11 protein-coding genes are annotated in these 15,565 nt (G+C 74.2%); 5 read left to right on the top strand and 6 right to left on the bottom strand.

The annotated features are described in order from the left end of the window. Positions 1-38: 38 nt before the first annotated feature. The 3 genes from ACIQOW_RS11945 to ACIQOW_RS11935 all read right to left on the bottom strand — a co-directional run bounded on the left by ACIQOW_RS11945 (position 39) and on the right by ACIQOW_RS11935 (position 2,616). Complete coding sequence (locus ACIQOW_RS11945) at positions 39-1,091, bottom strand: BtrH N-terminal domain-containing protein (RefSeq protein ID WP_401083147.1); 1,053 nt, start codon at positions 1,089-1,091, stop codon at positions 39-41. Position 1,092: 1 nt separating this feature from the next. Next, positions 1,093-1,560: a hypothetical protein gene (locus tag ACIQOW_RS11940; protein ID WP_401083144.1), complete on the bottom strand. Its 468-nt coding sequence runs from the start codon at positions 1,558-1,560 to the stop codon at positions 1,093-1,095. A 324-nt stretch (positions 1,561-1,884) separates the two neighbouring features. Further along, positions 1,885-2,616, bottom strand: a complete 732-nt coding sequence (locus ACIQOW_RS11935; RefSeq protein ID WP_401083141.1) for a sulfotransferase family protein — start codon at positions 2,614-2,616, stop codon at positions 1,885-1,887. Between the two features lie 277 nt (positions 2,617-2,893). Between ACIQOW_RS11935 and ACIQOW_RS11930 the strand changes: the two genes are divergently transcribed. From ACIQOW_RS11930 to ACIQOW_RS11910, 5 genes are read left to right on the top strand one after another with little or no spacing between them, the layout of a single operon-like run. Further along, on the top strand, positions 2,894-3,769 hold the full coding sequence (locus tag ACIQOW_RS11930) for a RimK family alpha-L-glutamate ligase (protein WP_401083138.1): 876 nt from the start codon (positions 2,894-2,896) through the stop codon (positions 3,767-3,769). Then, complete coding sequence (locus ACIQOW_RS11925) at positions 3,766-4,890, top strand: M20/M25/M40 family metallo-hydrolase (protein WP_401083135.1); 1,125 nt, start codon at positions 3,766-3,768, stop codon at positions 4,888-4,890. The genes ACIQOW_RS11930 and ACIQOW_RS11925 overlap by 4 nt, the downstream gene beginning before the upstream one ends. Next, a complete protein-coding gene (locus tag ACIQOW_RS11920) occupies positions 4,887-9,011 on the top strand; it encodes an amino acid adenylation domain-containing protein (RefSeq protein WP_401083132.1) in 4,125 nt (1,374 codons plus the stop codon). Before ACIQOW_RS11925 ends, ACIQOW_RS11920 begins: the two co-directional genes overlap by 4 nt. A gap of 10 nt (positions 9,012-9,021) precedes the next feature. Continuing rightward, the gene (locus tag ACIQOW_RS11915; RefSeq protein WP_401083129.1) at positions 9,022-10,176 is read left to right on the top strand and encodes an acyl-CoA dehydrogenase family protein; all 1,155 of its coding nucleotides are present in this window, start codon (positions 9,022-9,024) and stop codon (positions 10,174-10,176) included. Between the two features lies 1 nt (position 10,177). Next, positions 10,178-11,248 (top strand): acyl-CoA dehydrogenase family protein, encoded by a 1,071-nt coding sequence (locus ACIQOW_RS11910; protein ID WP_401083126.1) that lies wholly within the window; start codon positions 10,178-10,180, stop codon positions 11,246-11,248. 50 nt (positions 11,249-11,298) lie between these two features. Here the strand turns inward: ACIQOW_RS11910 and ACIQOW_RS11905 are convergent, their stop codons facing one another. The 3 genes from ACIQOW_RS11905 to ACIQOW_RS11895 all read right to left on the bottom strand — a co-directional run bounded on the left by ACIQOW_RS11905 (position 11,299) and on the right by ACIQOW_RS11895 (position 15,430). Then, entirely contained in the window at positions 11,299-12,012 is a 714-nt protein-coding gene (locus ACIQOW_RS11905; RefSeq protein WP_188296163.1) for a response regulator transcription factor, read from the bottom strand. A 147-nt stretch (positions 12,013-12,159) separates the two neighbouring features. Next, positions 12,160-12,327, bottom strand: a complete 168-nt coding sequence (locus ACIQOW_RS11900; RefSeq protein WP_188296162.1) for a hypothetical protein — start codon at positions 12,325-12,327, stop codon at positions 12,160-12,162. Between the two features lie 241 nt (positions 12,328-12,568). Continuing rightward, complete coding sequence (locus tag ACIQOW_RS11895) at positions 12,569-15,430, bottom strand: BTAD domain-containing putative transcriptional regulator (RefSeq protein ID WP_401083121.1); 2,862 nt, start codon at positions 15,428-15,430, stop codon at positions 12,569-12,571. Positions 15,431-15,565 lie beyond the last annotated feature (135 nt).

Genomic DNA, 15,565 nt, shown 5'->3' with positions numbered 1-15,565 from the left:
TCCCGTCCAGAGCGTCACGGTGGTCGAACTGCGGGCGGTCACAGTCGCGCCGCCACGGCGCCGACGGCGTCGACCGCACGCGCGTACGCGCCGCGCAGCACCGTGGCGTGGTGCGCGATGTCGGCCGCGGCCGCACGGGGGTCCTGGAGGCCGTGCGCGCCGGTGAACCGCAGCCCGGTCCACGCGTGCGCGACGGCCTCGACGGCCCGTCCGGCGCCGGCGAGCGCCGGGTCGTCCCACTGCCGGCCGCAGCGGCGCAGCAGTTCGCCGTGCAGCGAGGCCTGCGCCTGCATCCCCCAGCCGAACGGGTACAGCTCGCGCAGCGCGCCGGCGTCCCCGGCCCGGCAGCGGTCGAGGAGTTCCGCGGCGAACTCGTCGTACCCGGCGAGGCCGGTACGGGCCGGGCCGGCCGTGGTGAAGCCCTCGACGTCGGTGCGCAGGTAGCCGCCGAGCAGTTCGGGGGTCAGCGGCGCGGGCGGGGCGTCGAGGCGGACGTCGAGGCAGCGCCGGCCGATCCGCGAGTCGCTGAAGAACGCGTCCTGGACGTCGGTCGGGTTCGCCGAGCCCCAGCTGCGCAGGAACTCCTCGATCGGGACGGCGCCGCGGAAGGCCGGCGGCATCGCGTCCGAGACGTACACCACCCCGCGGGTCTCGTCCAGGCCGTAGACCACCACCAGGTGGGCGGCGTGCACGTCGCCGTACGCGGGCCGGAACGGCAGGTGGAAGTTGTCCACGGCGGCGATGACCGGCCGGTTGCCGGCCAGCGACTCGCGGACCTCCCGCCAGACGTCGTCCTCGTCGGCGGGCTGCCACCAGCGCGAGTGCAGTCCGTGGTGCGGCGCCAGGGCGGCGCCGAGGTCGGGGCCGCCGGACTCCTGGTCGGGGCACGGGTAGTAGAACTCCTCGGACCTGACGTCCCCCGGCAGGTGCAGGAACCGCCAGCTCGCCCCGAGCACGGCCAGCGGGTCGGCGCCCTCCCGGACCAGGAGCGAACCGAAGGTGGCCTGGAGGCAGCTGACCAGGTCGCGGTACCACAACTCCGGTTCGGGGCCGGTGATGTGGTACGTCCGGGCCGTCGCTTCGACGGTCATGTCAGGGCTCCGTCCGCTGGAGGGTGACCGCGAAGACGTGCACCGCGACGTTGCGGGGCAGCAGGATGCCGGTCAGGCCGGCCCGCCGGGTGACCGGCACGCGCTGCGCCCACATGACCGCGGGAACGCCCCGCTGCACGTGGTGCGGGTAGTGCATGACGAGGCTCTCGAACGCCTTGACCTCGCCGAACCACGCGGGCGCCGCCCAGAAGTCGGAGATCCGCAGCGGTTCCGCGTCGACCGAGCCGTCGGCGAAGTTCAGCTCGACGGTGTCCTCGCAGCGCCGTTCGGACGCGGCCAGGACGTGCACCCAGTCGTAGCGGCCCTCGGGGACGCGGATGAACTGTCCGGCGCAGCGGACGTTGTCCGGTCCTTCGCAGACCGGAGGGAACTCGAAGGGGACTCCGTCCACGTGGACGAGGCTCTTGCCCTCCGGCAGGTACTCGGCGGCGAACGAGTTTCCCCACACATTGAATTTCCCCGCCCTGGTCTCCGTCGCCGCGGAGATGGCCGTGTTGTTGCGATGGCCGGATATGTCGACCGGTTCGCACAGTCCGGCTCGGGCGGAGGACACCGAAATGCCCGTCAAGTGACCCACCTCACTGGAAAGCCTTTTCGCATTCCGCACTGGATGACTGGCTCGCGGTGTCCGTCCGTCCCGCGATCGCCTTCGAATGTCCCGGCCGCCGGACCGGGACGGCCGCCGGGCGGTCCCGCCGGGTATTCCGGCCGGCCGCTCCCGGATTCACGACTTCGCACCTTCACGCCCTCACGGCCTCTCGGCTTCGCGGCCTTACGGCCGGAGCGCGGCGGCGCGCAGCTTCTCGTAGTACGGCAGGTGGAAGTCGCGGTGGGCCCGCAGCACCGGGTCCGCGGCGACCTTCTCGGCGCCGTCGCTGCGGCCGCGCGCGAAACCGGTGGTCTCGCTGGTCGACTGGTGCCACTTGCTGGTGGTCTGCCACTCCGACCGCATCCCCGCCCCCCAGTTGAGCGCCTCCGGGACGAAGGGGATGCCCACCGCCGCGCAGTACGCCCGCACGGTCTCGGCCGGCCGGTCGAGCAGGTCGTCGGAGTCGACCACGACCGGCGTGGTCCCGGTGGCGTTCTGCACGGCGGTGAAGATCTCGTACAGCCGGGCGAAGCCGATCTCGTCGCGGCCGAGGTCCGGGTTGAGCGCATGGTGCGACGCGATGGCCTCGGCCGGGTGCCGGATGATGAAGGTGTGGGTCGCGGCCGCGAGGAAGTCCTCGTCGGCGAGCAGCGCCGGGTAGTGGAAGTCCGTGGTGTCCTTGAAGAACACCGGCTTCTCCGCCGCGATGGCGCGCAGCCGCGCGAGCACGTCCTGCTCGGTGTGCGCGACCCGGTCGCCGACCTCGACCTCGCCGAAGTCGACCACCCGGGAGAACGGCTCGTGCACGACGACGCGGTCGTCCCGTTCCGTCATCATCCGCGCGAACGCGGTGGATCGGCAGCGCGGCGCGCTCCACAATGCGAGCACCGGTATCCGGTCCGATGTGTGTCCCACGATTTCCCCCTCGTCTCCGACGCGGCTGGACGCAGCCGAACGAAAAGCGCGCACCGGTCAATGCGGCAGGTATGCGAATCCGGTCCAGCGTGGCACGGGTGCGACCGGACCCGGGTAAGCAGACTTCGCAGTCGCCGGGGGTGAAAGTCATCACGGTGCGTCCCCGGGCCTGAACTTGTCGCGGACGCGCCCGGGGCCGGCCTGCTCGTAGTTTCCTATTCACGCGTCAGGCCGGTTGTACCGTCCGGTCAATCAGTGCCCCTAATACGGAGGTCACGTGTCAGCGACAGAGCGCCCGGGGGACCGCGGGATCGCGGTACTCGCCAGCAGGATCGGCGCGGACGAGAAACGGCTGTTCGACGCCTTCGACCGGCGCGGCGTCCCCTTCGAGCACGTCGACACCCGCCGGCAGTGGTTCCCGGCCGGGCAGCACGGCCTGCCCTGGGGGCTCGCGCTGAACCGGGAGATCGGCCAGGTCCGCGCCGAGTACGCGGCCCGCTGCCTCGACGCCGCGGGCGTCGAGGTGGTCAACAGCCCGGACGCCACCGAGGTCTGCGGCGACAAGTGGCGCACCACCCTGGCCTTCCTGACGGCCGGGGTGCCGACTCCGCGCACCGCGCTCGGCCTCACGCCGCAGGCCACGCTGGAGGCCCTGGACTCCATCGGCTACCCGGCCCTGATCAAACCGCTGGTCGGCTCCTGGGGCCGGCTGGTGGTCCCGCTGGCCGACCGGGCCACCGCGGAGGCCGTGCTCGAGTACGTCGCCGCGCTGCCGGGCCCGCAGTCGCACCTCGGGTACGTGCAGGAGCTGATCGACAAGCCCGACCGGGACATCCGGGTGATCGTGGTCGGCGGTGAGGTGCTGGGCGCCGTCTACCGGAGCGGTGAGGCCCTGCGCACCAACGTGGCCCTCGGCGGGCAGACCCGGCCGTGCGAGGCGACGGCGGAGATCACCAAGCTCTCGCTCGCCGCCGCCTCCTCCGTCGGCGCGGACATCGCCGGTGTCGACCTGATCGAGGACCGGGACGGCCGGCTGCTGGTGCTGGAGGTCAACCACCGGGTCGAGTTCTCCGGCTTCCAATCCGCGCTCGGCGACCGGGTCGACGTCGCGGACCACATCGTCGGCCGCCTACTGGAGCGAGCGCAACGATGAACTGGGCGTTCACATCCTCCGGCAGCGTCACCGAGACGTACGCCGTCGGACTGCTGCGCAACATGCTGGAGATCCCCTCCACGTCCTACCAGGAGCGCGCGCTGGCCGACTACCTGGCCGAGGCGATGACGGACCTGGGCTTCCTGACCCACATCGACGGCGTGGGCAACGTCATCGGCGTCATCGAACGCGGTGACGGCCCGACCGTCATGCTGCTGGGCCACATGGACACCGTCTCGGGCCAGGTCCGGGTCCGCTCCGAGGACGGCCGGCTGTACGGCCGCGGCGCGGTGGACGCCAAGGGCCCGCTCGCCGCGATGATCTGCGCCGCGGCCGGCGCGGTGGACTTCGCCGGCCGGCTGGTGGTGATCGGCGTCGTCGAGGAGGAGACCCCGCGCTCCCGTGGCGCGATGGCGATCCGGGCCGCCCACCAGCGGCCGGACGCGCTGGTCATCGGCGAACCCAGCGGCTGGTCGAGCGTGGTGCTCGGCTACAAGGGCAAGCTCGACCTGCGCTACACCGTCAAGTGCCCCGCCACCCACCCGAGCAACCCGGCGCCGAAGGCCTCCGAACTGGCCGTCGCCTGCTGGGACGCGCTGGTCGACCTGCTCGGCCCGGACGCGAGCCACGGCGTGTTCGCCCAGCCGGGCGCGACGCTCTGCCGGCTCAACGCCGACATGACCTCGGCGACGGCCGACCTCAGCATCCGCATCCCGCCGGGATTCGACGTCGACGCCCTGGTGGGCGCGCTGCGCGAGCGGCTGACGGCCGGCGACCTGGACGTGGTGAACTCGGTGGCGGCCTGCCGGGTGGGCCGGTCCGACCCGGTGGTCCGCGCCCTGGTGTCCGGGGTCCGGCGACTGCACGCCCAGCCGCGCCTGGTGGTGAAGACGGCCACCTCGGACATGAACACCCTGGCCGAGGTCTGGGACGTCCCGATGGCCACCTACGGCCCGGGCGACAGCAGCCTCGACCACGCCGACGACGAGCACATCGTGCTGTCCGACTACCTGCGCGGCATCGACGTGCTGACCCTCGCCGTCACGGAGCTGGCGCAGCTGCCCGTGCGCGCGGACGCCCCGGAGGCCGCGGCGCCCCGGCCCGAGAGGAGCCTGCGGTGACCGACCTGACCCAGCGCCTCGCCGCGCTGCCGGCGGAGCGCCGCACCCGGTTCCTCGCCCGGCTGCGGGAGCAGGCGCGCGCAGCGGCGGAGCGGGGCCCGACGCCGCGCGGCGACACCGGTCCGGTGCCGCTGTCGCCCGCGCAGGAGACCCTCCGGTTCCTCGACGGCCCGGCACCGGACGCCCCGGTCGGCGGAATGCCGCTGTGCCTGCGCCTGCGGGGCGGCCTGGACGCGCGGGCGCTGCGCTCCGCGCTGGCCGCGGTCGTCGCCCGGCACGACGCGCTGCGGACCGTGATCGTGGAGCGCGAGGGCGGCCCGATGCAGGTGGTCGTCCCCGAGGTCCCGGTCGAACTGCCGCTGGTCGAGGCCGAGGGCGCGGACCACGGGCAGCGGCTCGCCGCCGCGCGGGCCCTGGTGGAGGCCCGGAGCGGGGCACCGTTCGACCCGGCCAGGATGCCGGTCTGGCGCGCGCTGCTGGTCAGGGTGGCGCCGGACGACCACCTCTTCCTGTTCGACCTGCCCGACGTGGTGTGCGACGCCCGCTCGCGGGACGTGCTGGCCCGCGACCTCGCCGAGTGCTACCGCTCGCGGCTCGCCGGCGACGCCCCGCGACTGCCGGAACTCCCCGTGCAGTACCCCGACTTCACGGTGTGGCAGCGCGCCCGGCGGCGCACCGCCGACCTGGACGCGGCGGCCGCGTACTGGCGGGAGAAGCTGGCCGGCTCCGAGGTCCTGGAGTTCCCGACGGACCGGCCGCGCGGCGACGCCAGGACCTTCGCGGGCGGCGCCGACAGCTTCCCCGTCGGGCACGAGGGCGTGCGGCGGGCGGGCAAGCTGGCCGGGGAGGAGGGCGCGAGCCCGTCCGACGTCCTCACCGCCGCGTTCCTCACCCTGCTGCACCGCTACTCGGGCCTGGACGACCTGGTGATCGGCTCGCCCGACCCGGACCGGCCGCACGACGCCGTGTCCCCGGTGGTCGGCCCCTTCACCGACCTGCGGGTGCTGCGCACGGACCTCTCCGGCGACCCGACCTTCCGCGAACTGGTCCGGCGGGTCGGGCGCGTGACGTCCGAGGCGTACGAGAGGGGCGGCCTGTCCCTCGACAGGCTGGTCGCCGCCGCCGACCCGGTCCTCGACCCGTCCCGCTCCCCCGTCTTCCAGATCGTGTTCGGCGTGGCCTCCCCGGACCGGGACCAGGACCAGGACCAGGACCTCGCGACCGCCCTGCCGGGCATCGAGACCTCGCGCGAGAGCGTCCGCGTCCGCGGCTCCCGGTTCGACATGAGCTGGAGCCTGGCGGAGCGGACCGCTCCCGGCGCCGACGCCGTGCTGCGCGTCGAGTTCAACACCGACCTGTTCGACGCCGCGAGCGTCGCCAGGTTCGCCCGGCACTACGACGGGCTGCTGCGCACCCTGACCGCCGCCCCGGACACCCCGCTGTCCGCCGCCGAGGTACTGAGCCCGGCGGACCTGGCGTTCCTGGCCGAGGTCGGCCGCGGGCCGGTGCGGCCGATCCGCGAATCCACCGTCGTGGCCGAGTTCGAGGCCCGCGTCCGGGAGGCTCCGGACGCCGTGGCGGTCCTCGTCGACGGCGTCGAGACCGGCTACGCCGAGCTCAACACCCGGGCGAACCGGCTCGCCGCCCTGCTGCGCGGGCGCGGCGTCGGGCCCGGCATGCGGGTCGGCCTCTGTCTGCACAGGACCGTGGACGTGCCGACCGCGATCCTCGCGGTGCTCAAGACCGGCGCGGCCTACGTGCCGCTCGACCCGGCGCACCCGCCCGCCCGCGTCGCGGAGATCGCCTCCGACGCGGACCTGCGCGCGGTGATCGCGCACACCGGGACCGGCGGGGCCGTGGCCGAGGCCGGCGCGCCCGTCGTGACGCTGGACGACGTCCGCGAGGAGCTGGCGGCGCTGCCCGGCGGGAACCCGCCGCTCGCCGCGCGGCCGGACGACGTCGCGTACGTCATCTACACCTCGGGCAGCACCGGCAAGCCGAAGGGCGTGCTGCTCGAACACCGCGGCGTGGTCAACTTCGTCGACTCCACCCGGGACCTGTTCGAGCTGACCCCGGCCGACCGGGTGCTCGGGTTCGCCTCGGTGACCTTCGACGTCTCCGTCTTCGAGACGTTCTCGGCGCTGCTCACCGGAGCACGGCTGTGCCTGGCGACCGACGACGAACGGCTGTCCGTCGACCGGCTCCAGGCGCTGATGGAGCGGGCCGGCATCACCGTGATCGACCTGCCCCCGACCGTCATGCCGCTGCTGGCGCCCGAGAAGTTCACCGACCTGCGGATCGCGTTCGTCGGCGGCGAGGCGTTCAGCGGTGAGCTGGTGAACCGGTGGAACCCCGGACGTCGGCTGTTCAACGGCTACGGGCCGACCGAGTGCACGGTCACGGTGATCGTGGAGGAGTGCCCCGGCACCTGGGACGCCTCGCCGCCGATCGGCCTGCCGATGGCCAACCACGTGGCGCACGTGCTGGACCGCGACCTGCGCCAGGTGCCGGTCGGCGTGCCCGGCGAACTCGTGATCGGCGGCGCCGGACTGGCGCGCGGCTACCTCGACCGGGACGAGCTGACCGCCGAGAAGTTCGTCGCCGACCCGTTCGGCACCGCGCCCGGTGGACGGCTGTACCGGACCGGCGACCTGGTGAAGCGGCTGGCCGACGGCCGGCTGGTCTTCCTCGGCCGGCTCGACCAGCAGGTCAAGATCCGCGGCCTGCGGATCGAACTGGGCGAGGTGGAGTCGGCGTTGACCGCCTTCGACGGCATCGGACCGGTCAGCGTGCGGACCCGCGCCGACGACGGCGGGGACAAGTACCTGGTCGGCTACCTGACCGGGATCACCGAGCAGCAGGTGCCCGCGGTGCGCGAGCACCTCGGCACCCGCCTGCCGTCGTACATGATCCCGTCGTACTTCGTGGTCCTCGACGAACTGCCGCTCACCAGCAGCGGCAAGGTCGACTGGCGCCGGCTGCCCGCGCCCGACCGCGGCCGCACCGACGACCGCCCCGGCGACGAGTCGCTCACCGTGACGGAACGGCGGCTGCTGGACGACGTGCTCGCACCCCTGCTGCGCGGCGGCCGGATCGGCGTGCGCGACGACTTCTTCCTGGCGGGCGGCAACAGCCTCCAGGCCGTCCAGCTGATGTCGGCGATCGGCCGCAGGTTCGGGGTGGAGATCACGCTCGGCGACTTCTTCGCCTCGCCGACCGTCTCGCACCTGGCCTCCGTCATCGACGCCGACCGCGCCGCCCGGCGCGACGACGGCGACCCGCTCGACGCGCTGGCGGGCCTGTCCGGGCCTGTCGGCGCCGGGACGGCCGCGCGGGCGGACGACCGGGCACCGGTGGTGATGCGCGCGTCGGGCCCGGCCCGGGTCGTCCTGCTGCACCCCTCCGGCGGCGAGCTGTTCTGCTACATGCCGCTGGTCAGGGCGCTGCGCGCGGACATCGGGGTGGCCGGGTTCGCCGCCGACCCGCTGGACGCCGCCGTCGCTCCACCGGACGCCATGGCGGCCACCGCCGCCAGGATCGCGCGGTCCCTGACCGCGAGCGGTCTGCCGGGGTCGTTCTGCCTGGCCGGCTGGTCCTACGGCGGTGTGCTCGCCTTCGAGGTCGCCCGGCAGATCGAGCTGGAGACCGGGCAGCGCCCGCCGCTCGTCCTGCTGGACGCCGCGTACGACGAGGACACCGTCCCCCTGGACGAGCCGACGGTGCGGCAGCGCTTCGTGCACGACGTCGCCAGGCTGGCGGGCTGCACCGGCCCCGCGGTGCACGCGGTGCTGGACGACCCGGCCGCCGGGGTGGCCGCCGTCCGCCGGACCCTGACCGGGCTCGGCGTCGAACTGGAGCTCACCGAGCAGGAGTTGGACTCCCGCTTCGCCACCTTCCGGTCCTGCGCCCTGTCGATGCAGGAGTACCGCCCGCCGGCCTCGTACGGCGGCCCGGTCACGGTGCTGACCGCCTCGCCCCACCCCGCCATGGAGGAGCAGTGGCGGGCGGTGTGCACGGGCCCGTTCCGGGCCGGGAGCGTGCCCGCCGACCACTACACCCTGTTCACGGAACCGGCGCTGGACCGGGTCGTCGCGGCGATCGAAGAGATGCTCGCCCCTTGAGGAGACGCAGATGCGGTACGGGTTCACCGAGGACCAAGAGCGGTTCCGCGCGGAGGTGCGGAGGACGCTGCGCTCCCCCGAGGTGCGCACCGCCGCGGCGGCGGCCACCGGCGCCGACGGCGTCGAGCCGGACCAGCGCCCGCTCTACCGCCTGCTCGGGGAGCTGGGACTGCTCGCCGTGCACTGGCCGGCCGAGTACGGCGGAGCGGGCCGGCCGCTCACCGACGCGGCGATCGTCGCCGAGGAACTGGTGCGCGCGGGCGTCCCCGACACCCTGCACGTCAACACCATCCAGATCGTCGGCCAGTTCCTGCTGATGGCGGGCAGCGACGGGCAGAAGCGCCGGTACCTGCCCGCGCTGGCCCGCGGCGAGAGCTTCGCCTCGGTGCTCTACACCGAGCCGGACGCGGCGTCGGACCTCGGCGCGCTGCGGGCCGTGGCCGAACCGGACGGCGACGGCTACCGGATCACGGGCACCAAGGTGTTCAGCCTGAAGACCCGGTTCGTCGACCTCGGGCTGTGCGCGGCCCGCACGACGCCGGGCGCGGGGAAGTACCAGGGGATCAGTCTGTTCCTGGTCGACATGTCCGCTCCCGGCGTCGCGGTGTCGGTCATCCCCGGCATCGGCGACGAGCACTTCCACCGGATCGACCTGGACGCGGTCGCGGTGCCGGGCGACGCCCTCCTCGGGCCGCGCGACGAGGGGTGGCCGCTGCTCAACCAGGCGCTGGCCATCGAACGCACCGGCCTCGACTACTACCTCAAGGCCGAACACTGGCTGGAGGCCGCGCTGGAGGCCCTGGTCGACGGCGGGACGGACGACCCGCACGACGCGGACCTCGAACGGATCGGGCGCTGGTACGGCGCGCTCACCGCCGACCACGTCCTCGCCTGGGAGGTGCTCACCGGCCTGGCGGCGGACCGGGTCGACCAGGTCGCGGCCGCCGTCGCGAAGTACCACAGCAGCGAACTCGCCCAGAGCGTCGCGGCCTGGGCCGCCGGCGTCCCCACCCCTGAGCAGCGGGCCGACCGCACCCGAGCGGCGCAGACCCTGGACTCGGCCTTCCGGGAGGCGCCGGGGCTCACGCTGTCGGCGGGCACCTCCGAGGTGATGCTCCAGATCACGGCCGCCGCGTTCGACTCCATCGGACAGCAGGAGCACTGACATGGACCTCACCCCCGACCCGCTCTTCATCCAGCTGCGCAGGGCGCTGCGCACCGGCCTGGACGGCCTCCCCGCCCTGGACGGGATCCACGGCGCGCCGGTGGCCGACGGGGCCTGCGGCCCGACCCGGCCGGTGCTCGACGCCCTGGACGCGGCCGCCTTCGAACGGCCGGCCGCCGCCGGCGGCCTCGGCCTCGGCCTGACGGCCGGGGTGCTCGTCAGCGAGGAGCTCGGCCGCGCGGCCCGCGGGAACTCCTACCGGGCCGACGCGGTGGCGGCCGACACGGGCGCCCCGGCCGGCTCGGCACTGGCCGGCCTGGAGGCGCTGCCCGCCGGCGGCGGGGTCACCGCGACCCCGCGGGCCGGCGGCTGGGAACTGACCGGCGCGGTCACGGTCGACGACCCGGGCGCCGGGACGTTCCTGGTGGCCACCAGGACGGGCGACGGGCCGGTGCTCGTCGCGGTGCCGCGCGAGGCGGCCGGTGTCACCGCGGAGGGCGGGTGCTGGCCGCCGGTCGTCCGCTTCGGGGCCACCCCGGTCACCGCGGCGGACGTGGTCGGGCCGCTGGACGACTCGCCCACCGGTCCGCTCGCCAGGGCCCGGCTGCGGCAGGCGGGCTACCTGCTGGGCATCGCCGACGGCGCGCACCGGATCGCGGTGGAGTACTCCGGTTTCCGGCGGCAGTTCGGCACCAGGCTGCGTGACCTGCCCGCGGTCGCGTTCCCGCTGGCGCGGGCCGTGGTGGCGTTGCGCGCGACCGGGGCGGCGGTCTACCGGGGGGCCTGGCTGGCCGACTCCGAGCCGGACGCCGTCGGCACCGCGCCCCTGGTGGCGCTGGCGACGGCCGCCGAGACCGCCCGCGACGTGGTGCGGCTGGGCATGCAGAGCTGCGGGGTGCGCGCGATGACCCCGGAACTGGGCCTGCACCGGTACTTCCGGCTGGCCGCGGCCGAGTCCGCCCGGTACGGCGATCCCGCCGCGCTGTGGCGGACGGTCGGTGCCGAGCGCGTCCGGGCGGCCCGGAGCGCCGCCGGTACGGGACTTCCCGTCGCGGCGACGACCCGGCCGTAGGGCCCGGAGACAAGCCCCAGGGGCTCGGCTCGCGTGCGGGCCCCTGGGGCTCAGCTCGCGCGCAGGCCCCTCGGCGACACCAGCCTCCCGTCGCCGAGGGGCTGTCCCGCGGAGTGGATGAGTCCGGTCCGGTAGGCCAGCGAGACGAGTTCGGCGCGGTCCCTGACCCCGAGCTTGGTGCGCACCCGGTAGAGGTGGGTACGGACCGTCGCCTCCCCGATGATCAGTTCGCGGGCCACCTCCTCGGTGGACATGCCCCGCGCCACCATTCTGGTCACTTCCCGCTCCCGCGGGGTCAGTTCGGTCACCTCGGGGCACGACGCGGTCTCCTGGGGCTCCGGCTGCGCGCGGAACCAGGTGACCAGCCGCTGCGCGATGTTCGGCGCGAGCATGGTCTGCCCGGCGGCCGCCGCCTGGATCGCGGTGATCAGCTCCTGCGGGCTCGCGTCCTTGCCGAGCAGGCAGCTCGCGCCGGCGTGCAGCACGTCGCTCACCGTCTTGTCGGTGTCGGAGGCGGTGAACACCACCACATTGGGCGCCTCGCCCTCCTGACCGAGCCGGCGGATCATCTCCAGGCCGGAGATGGTCTGGAGGTTCAGGTCCGTGACCACGACGTCCGGCCGCGTGGTACGCACCAGGACGATGGCTTCCATGCCGTTGTGGGTCGTGCCGATCACGTCGATGTCCGGCACCGCGTCGAGGAGGGTCTTGAGACCGTCCGCGATGACCGGCAACTGGTCACAGATGAGCACCCGAATGGTCATTGTGTTCCCCCTCGATAAGGATTGGGCAGAAGCCGCGACGTCGTGAACGGGATGCAGACCGGGGCCACCGCGCGACGCGGTGGCGGCTCTCAGCTGTTCCTGGCGGCCCGGCCGAGGGGCCGCAACCCGCGGTTGCGGCCCGTCGGTTCAGCCGTTTCCGTTGTTGCCGTCGGTCCCGGAGACGACCGTGTTCGGCACCAGGACGACGGCGGCGGCGGTGTGCTTGGCCGGCTCCGGCACGTCGGAGACGGCGGTGAGACCCCCCAGCAGGGCACCGAGGGCGAGGACCGGGGCGGCGATGGGAATGACGCGCATGAGGTGAGCTCCTTTGGTGGGGCAGGCTTTTGTCGACTCCGCTGATGCTCCCGATTTGACTTCCCGGCCCGTTCCCCTCTCGACACCCGCCCGATACCCACACAACGCCGGAGCCTCCCCGGCCGTACCGGTTTCGGACGGTACGGCACGCGCTGCCCGGTCGCCGGCGCGCGGCACCCACCCTGCCGTCCCCGCCGTCCCCCTGCCGTCCTCCGCCCCGGGCCGCCCGCCCCGCGGCCCCTCACCGCGCGGTCTCCTGCACCCCCATCAGCGAGAAGAGGCGGCCCGCCGCCGCCCGGTGCTTCCTGGCCGCGTGCCGGTCCCCCTGGGCGTCGGCGGTCCTGGCGAGGTCCCACAGCGCGCTCGCCTCGTCGTGGCGCAGCTCCATGCGGCAGGCGATCTCGTAGGCCAGGAGCTGCTGGGCCCGCGCCGCGCTCAGGTCGCCGTGCGCGTACAGGGCGCGCCCGGCCGAGAGGTGGACGGTGGCACGGTGGATGTCGTCGGTGCAGCGGGTGGCCTCGGCGAGCGCGTGGGTGGCACTGCTCGCCGCCTCCTCCAGCAGGCCCATGCACACCAGCACGTCCGTCCTGCGGGCGAGGACCAGCGGCAGCACGGAGGGCATGCTCATCCGCCGGCACCGCTCCAGCGCCGCGTCGGCCCGGGCGAGCGCCTCGTCGTAGCGGCCCAGGCCCTCGATCGCCTGCGAGAGGTTGCTCAGCGCGTCCACGGAGAGCTGGATCTCCTGGATCGAGTCGAAGATGGCCACCGCCCGCTCCGCCGAGTCCGCCGCCTCCTCGAACCGCCCGAGCCGCACCTGGATGAGGCTCAGGGTGCTCAGCGACGAACCGTCGAGCCGGGTGAAGCCGAGTTCCTGGGCGGCGAGGTTGGCCTCCTCGCTCAGCCGGAGCGCCCGGTCCAGCTCCCCCAGGCTGTTGTACGCCTGCCCCAGCCGCGCCTTGCACTCCGCCTCGCTGTGCGCGTCCGCCATCAGCTGGGACAGGTCCACCGCCTCCTCCAGCCGGGCCACGGCCTCCCGCAGCTGGCCCAGCCGCCACTTGCCCATGGCCAGGTTCATGAGGTTCAGCCGGGTCAGCGGCCGGTCCCCGAGCTTCCGCGAGGCGCTCACCCCCTTCTCCAGCGCCGCGTTCGCCTGGGCGTCGTAGCCGCGGATGCTCGAATGGAAGCCCAGCTCGCGCGGCAGCCGCGCGGCGTGCCAGAACAGCCCCCTGTCGTACGCGGCGTCGACGGCCAGCAGCAGGCTGTCGCGGTGCTGGTCGAGCCACTGGAGCGCCGCCTCCTTGTCGGCGTACCGGTGGCCCCCGGCGTCCTCGCCGGTGTCCCCGAAGCGGCGCCGCCCGGGGAAGAGCACGTCGCACGCGTTCTCCGCCCGGTGCAGGTAATGGTCCAGCAGCCGCCGCACCGCCTGGGCGTCCTCCGGCGCCTTCTGGCTCTGCGCCACCCGGTGCACGAAGCTGCGCACCAGGTCGTGCAGGGCGTACGCCCCCGGCTCCCTGGCCTCCAGCAGCCGTACGTCCACCAGCTCTTCCAGCACGTTCTCGGCCGTCATCGGGTCGGTGTCCAGCAGCGCGGCGGCCTCGTCGGCGTCCAGGTAGCGCCCGGGGTGGTGTCCCAGGAGCCGGAAGGCCGTCCGCTGCTCCTGGGGCATGGACTGGTACGACAGCAGCAGCGCGCCCGCGACCCCCCGGCCCTCGCTGGCGAGTTCGTCCAGGCGCCGCTCGTGGTCCCGCAGCCGGTCGACGAGCCGCTGGACGGTCCAGCGCGGGCGGTTCGCCAGCCGGGCGGCGGCGATCCTGACCGCCAGCGGAAGCCCCCCGCACAGCCGCACCAGCTCGCGGGCCGCCTCCGGCTCCCGCTCCACCCGCTCGGCGCCGAGGGTGGTGCGCAGCAGCTGGTGGCTGTCCGGCTCGGGAAGGGCGCCCACGGTGAGCCACTCGGCCCCGTCCAGCCCGGTCAGCCGGGGGCGGCTGGTGATCAGGACCAGGCTGTCGGAGGAGGCCGGGATCAGCGCCCGCACCTGGTCGGAGGCGGCGGCGTTGTCCAGGACCAGGAGCATCCGGCGGCCGTGCATGTAGGACTGCCACAGCGCGGCGCGCCCGGCCGGCACCACGGGTATCTCGCTGCTGGGGATGCCGACGGCGGCCAGCAGGTCCCCCTGGGCGTGGAACGCGCTGAGCGGCGTCTGGCCCGGGGTGAAGCCGTGCAGGTCGACGAAGAGCCGGCCGCACGGGTACTGCTCGGCCAGTTGGTGGGCCGCGTGGATGGCCAGCGCCGTCTTGCCGCCGCCGCCCATGCCGTCGATGGCCAGGACCGTCGGCGAGCCCTCGGGGGCGTGCCCGGCCGCGTCCCGGATCCACTTCAGCTCGGAGGTCCGTCCCGAGAAGTCCGGCACGTCGAACGGCAGCACGTGCGGAGCCTCGGTGGCCGAGTGCCTGGCCCTGGACGCGGAGCGCTCCCGGCGGGAGAGCACCGGGTCCTGGCGCAGGATGCGCTCGTGCAGATCGGTCAGCTCGACGCCGGGGTCGATGCCCAGTTCGTCGGCGAGGTGGTCCCTGGCGCGGGCGAACTCGCTCAGCGCGGCGGCCTGCTGGCCGGAGTGGTAGAGGGCGAGCATCAGCCGGCTGCGCAGGGTCTCGCGCAGCGGGTGCTCGTCCACCAGGGTGCGCAGCTCGCCCGTGATCTCGGAGGCCTCGCCCGCCTCCATGCACAGGTCGTAGAGCTGCTCGGCGGCGGTGAGCCGCTGTTCCTCCAGGGCCGTCGAGGCGGCGTCGACGACGCGTCCGCCGGATCCGGCCAGCACCGGCCCCCGCCAGAGGGCCAGTGCCTCGCGCAGCCGCGCCGCGGCCCGGTCCGCCTCCCCCGCGTCCGAGGACTCCCTGGCCTGCCGCAACAGCCGCTGGTAGCGCAGCAGGTCGAGCTGTCCGGTGTCGACGACCGCGCGGTAGCCGGGCCCGTCGGTGACGATGGTGTCCGGTCCGTACGGGATGAGGCGGCGCAGCTTGGCGACCGTCTTGCGCACCTGGTGCTCGGCGCTGTCCGGCGGCTTCTCGTTCCAGGCGGCCGTCACCAGGCGGGAGATGGGCACGACCCGCCCCGCCTCCAGGAGCAGTACGGCGAGGACGCGCCGTTGCAGGGGCCCGTTGATCGGAACCGGTTCCGATCCGCTGCGGACTTCCAGTGAGCCGAGGACCGCGAATTCCGGTTTGGGACCGGTGGCGCC

It is taken from the genome of Kitasatospora sp. NPDC091335 (genome assembly GCF_044757205.1).
In the GTDB taxonomy this organism is placed as follows: domain Bacteria; phylum Actinomycetota; class Actinomycetes; order Streptomycetales; family Streptomycetaceae; genus Kitasatospora.
This window is presented reverse-complemented; position numbering and strand designations above follow the sequence as displayed.

What these genes read in the sequence shown, in the direction of transcription:
- ACIQOW_RS11925 (WP_401083135.1), top strand. Translation starts at nt 3,766, where the DNA reads ATGAACTGGGCGTTCACATCCTCCGGCAGCGTCACCGAGACGTACGCC.
- ACIQOW_RS11945 (WP_401083147.1), bottom strand. Translation starts at nt 1,091, where the DNA reads ATGACCGTCGAAGCGACGGCCCGGACGTACCACATCACCGGCCCCGAA.
- ACIQOW_RS11900 (WP_188296162.1), bottom strand. Translation starts at nt 12,327, where the DNA reads ATGCGCGTCATTCCCATCGCCGCCCCGGTCCTCGCCCTCGGTGCCCTG.
- ACIQOW_RS11910 (WP_401083126.1), top strand. Translation starts at nt 10,178, where the DNA reads ATGGACCTCACCCCCGACCCGCTCTTCATCCAGCTGCGCAGGGCGCTG.
- ACIQOW_RS11905 (WP_188296163.1), bottom strand. Translation starts at nt 12,012, where the DNA reads ATGACCATTCGGGTGCTCATCTGTGACCAGTTGCCGGTCATCGCGGAC.
- ACIQOW_RS11915 (WP_401083129.1), top strand. Translation starts at nt 9,022, where the DNA reads ATGCGGTACGGGTTCACCGAGGACCAAGAGCGGTTCCGCGCGGAGGTG.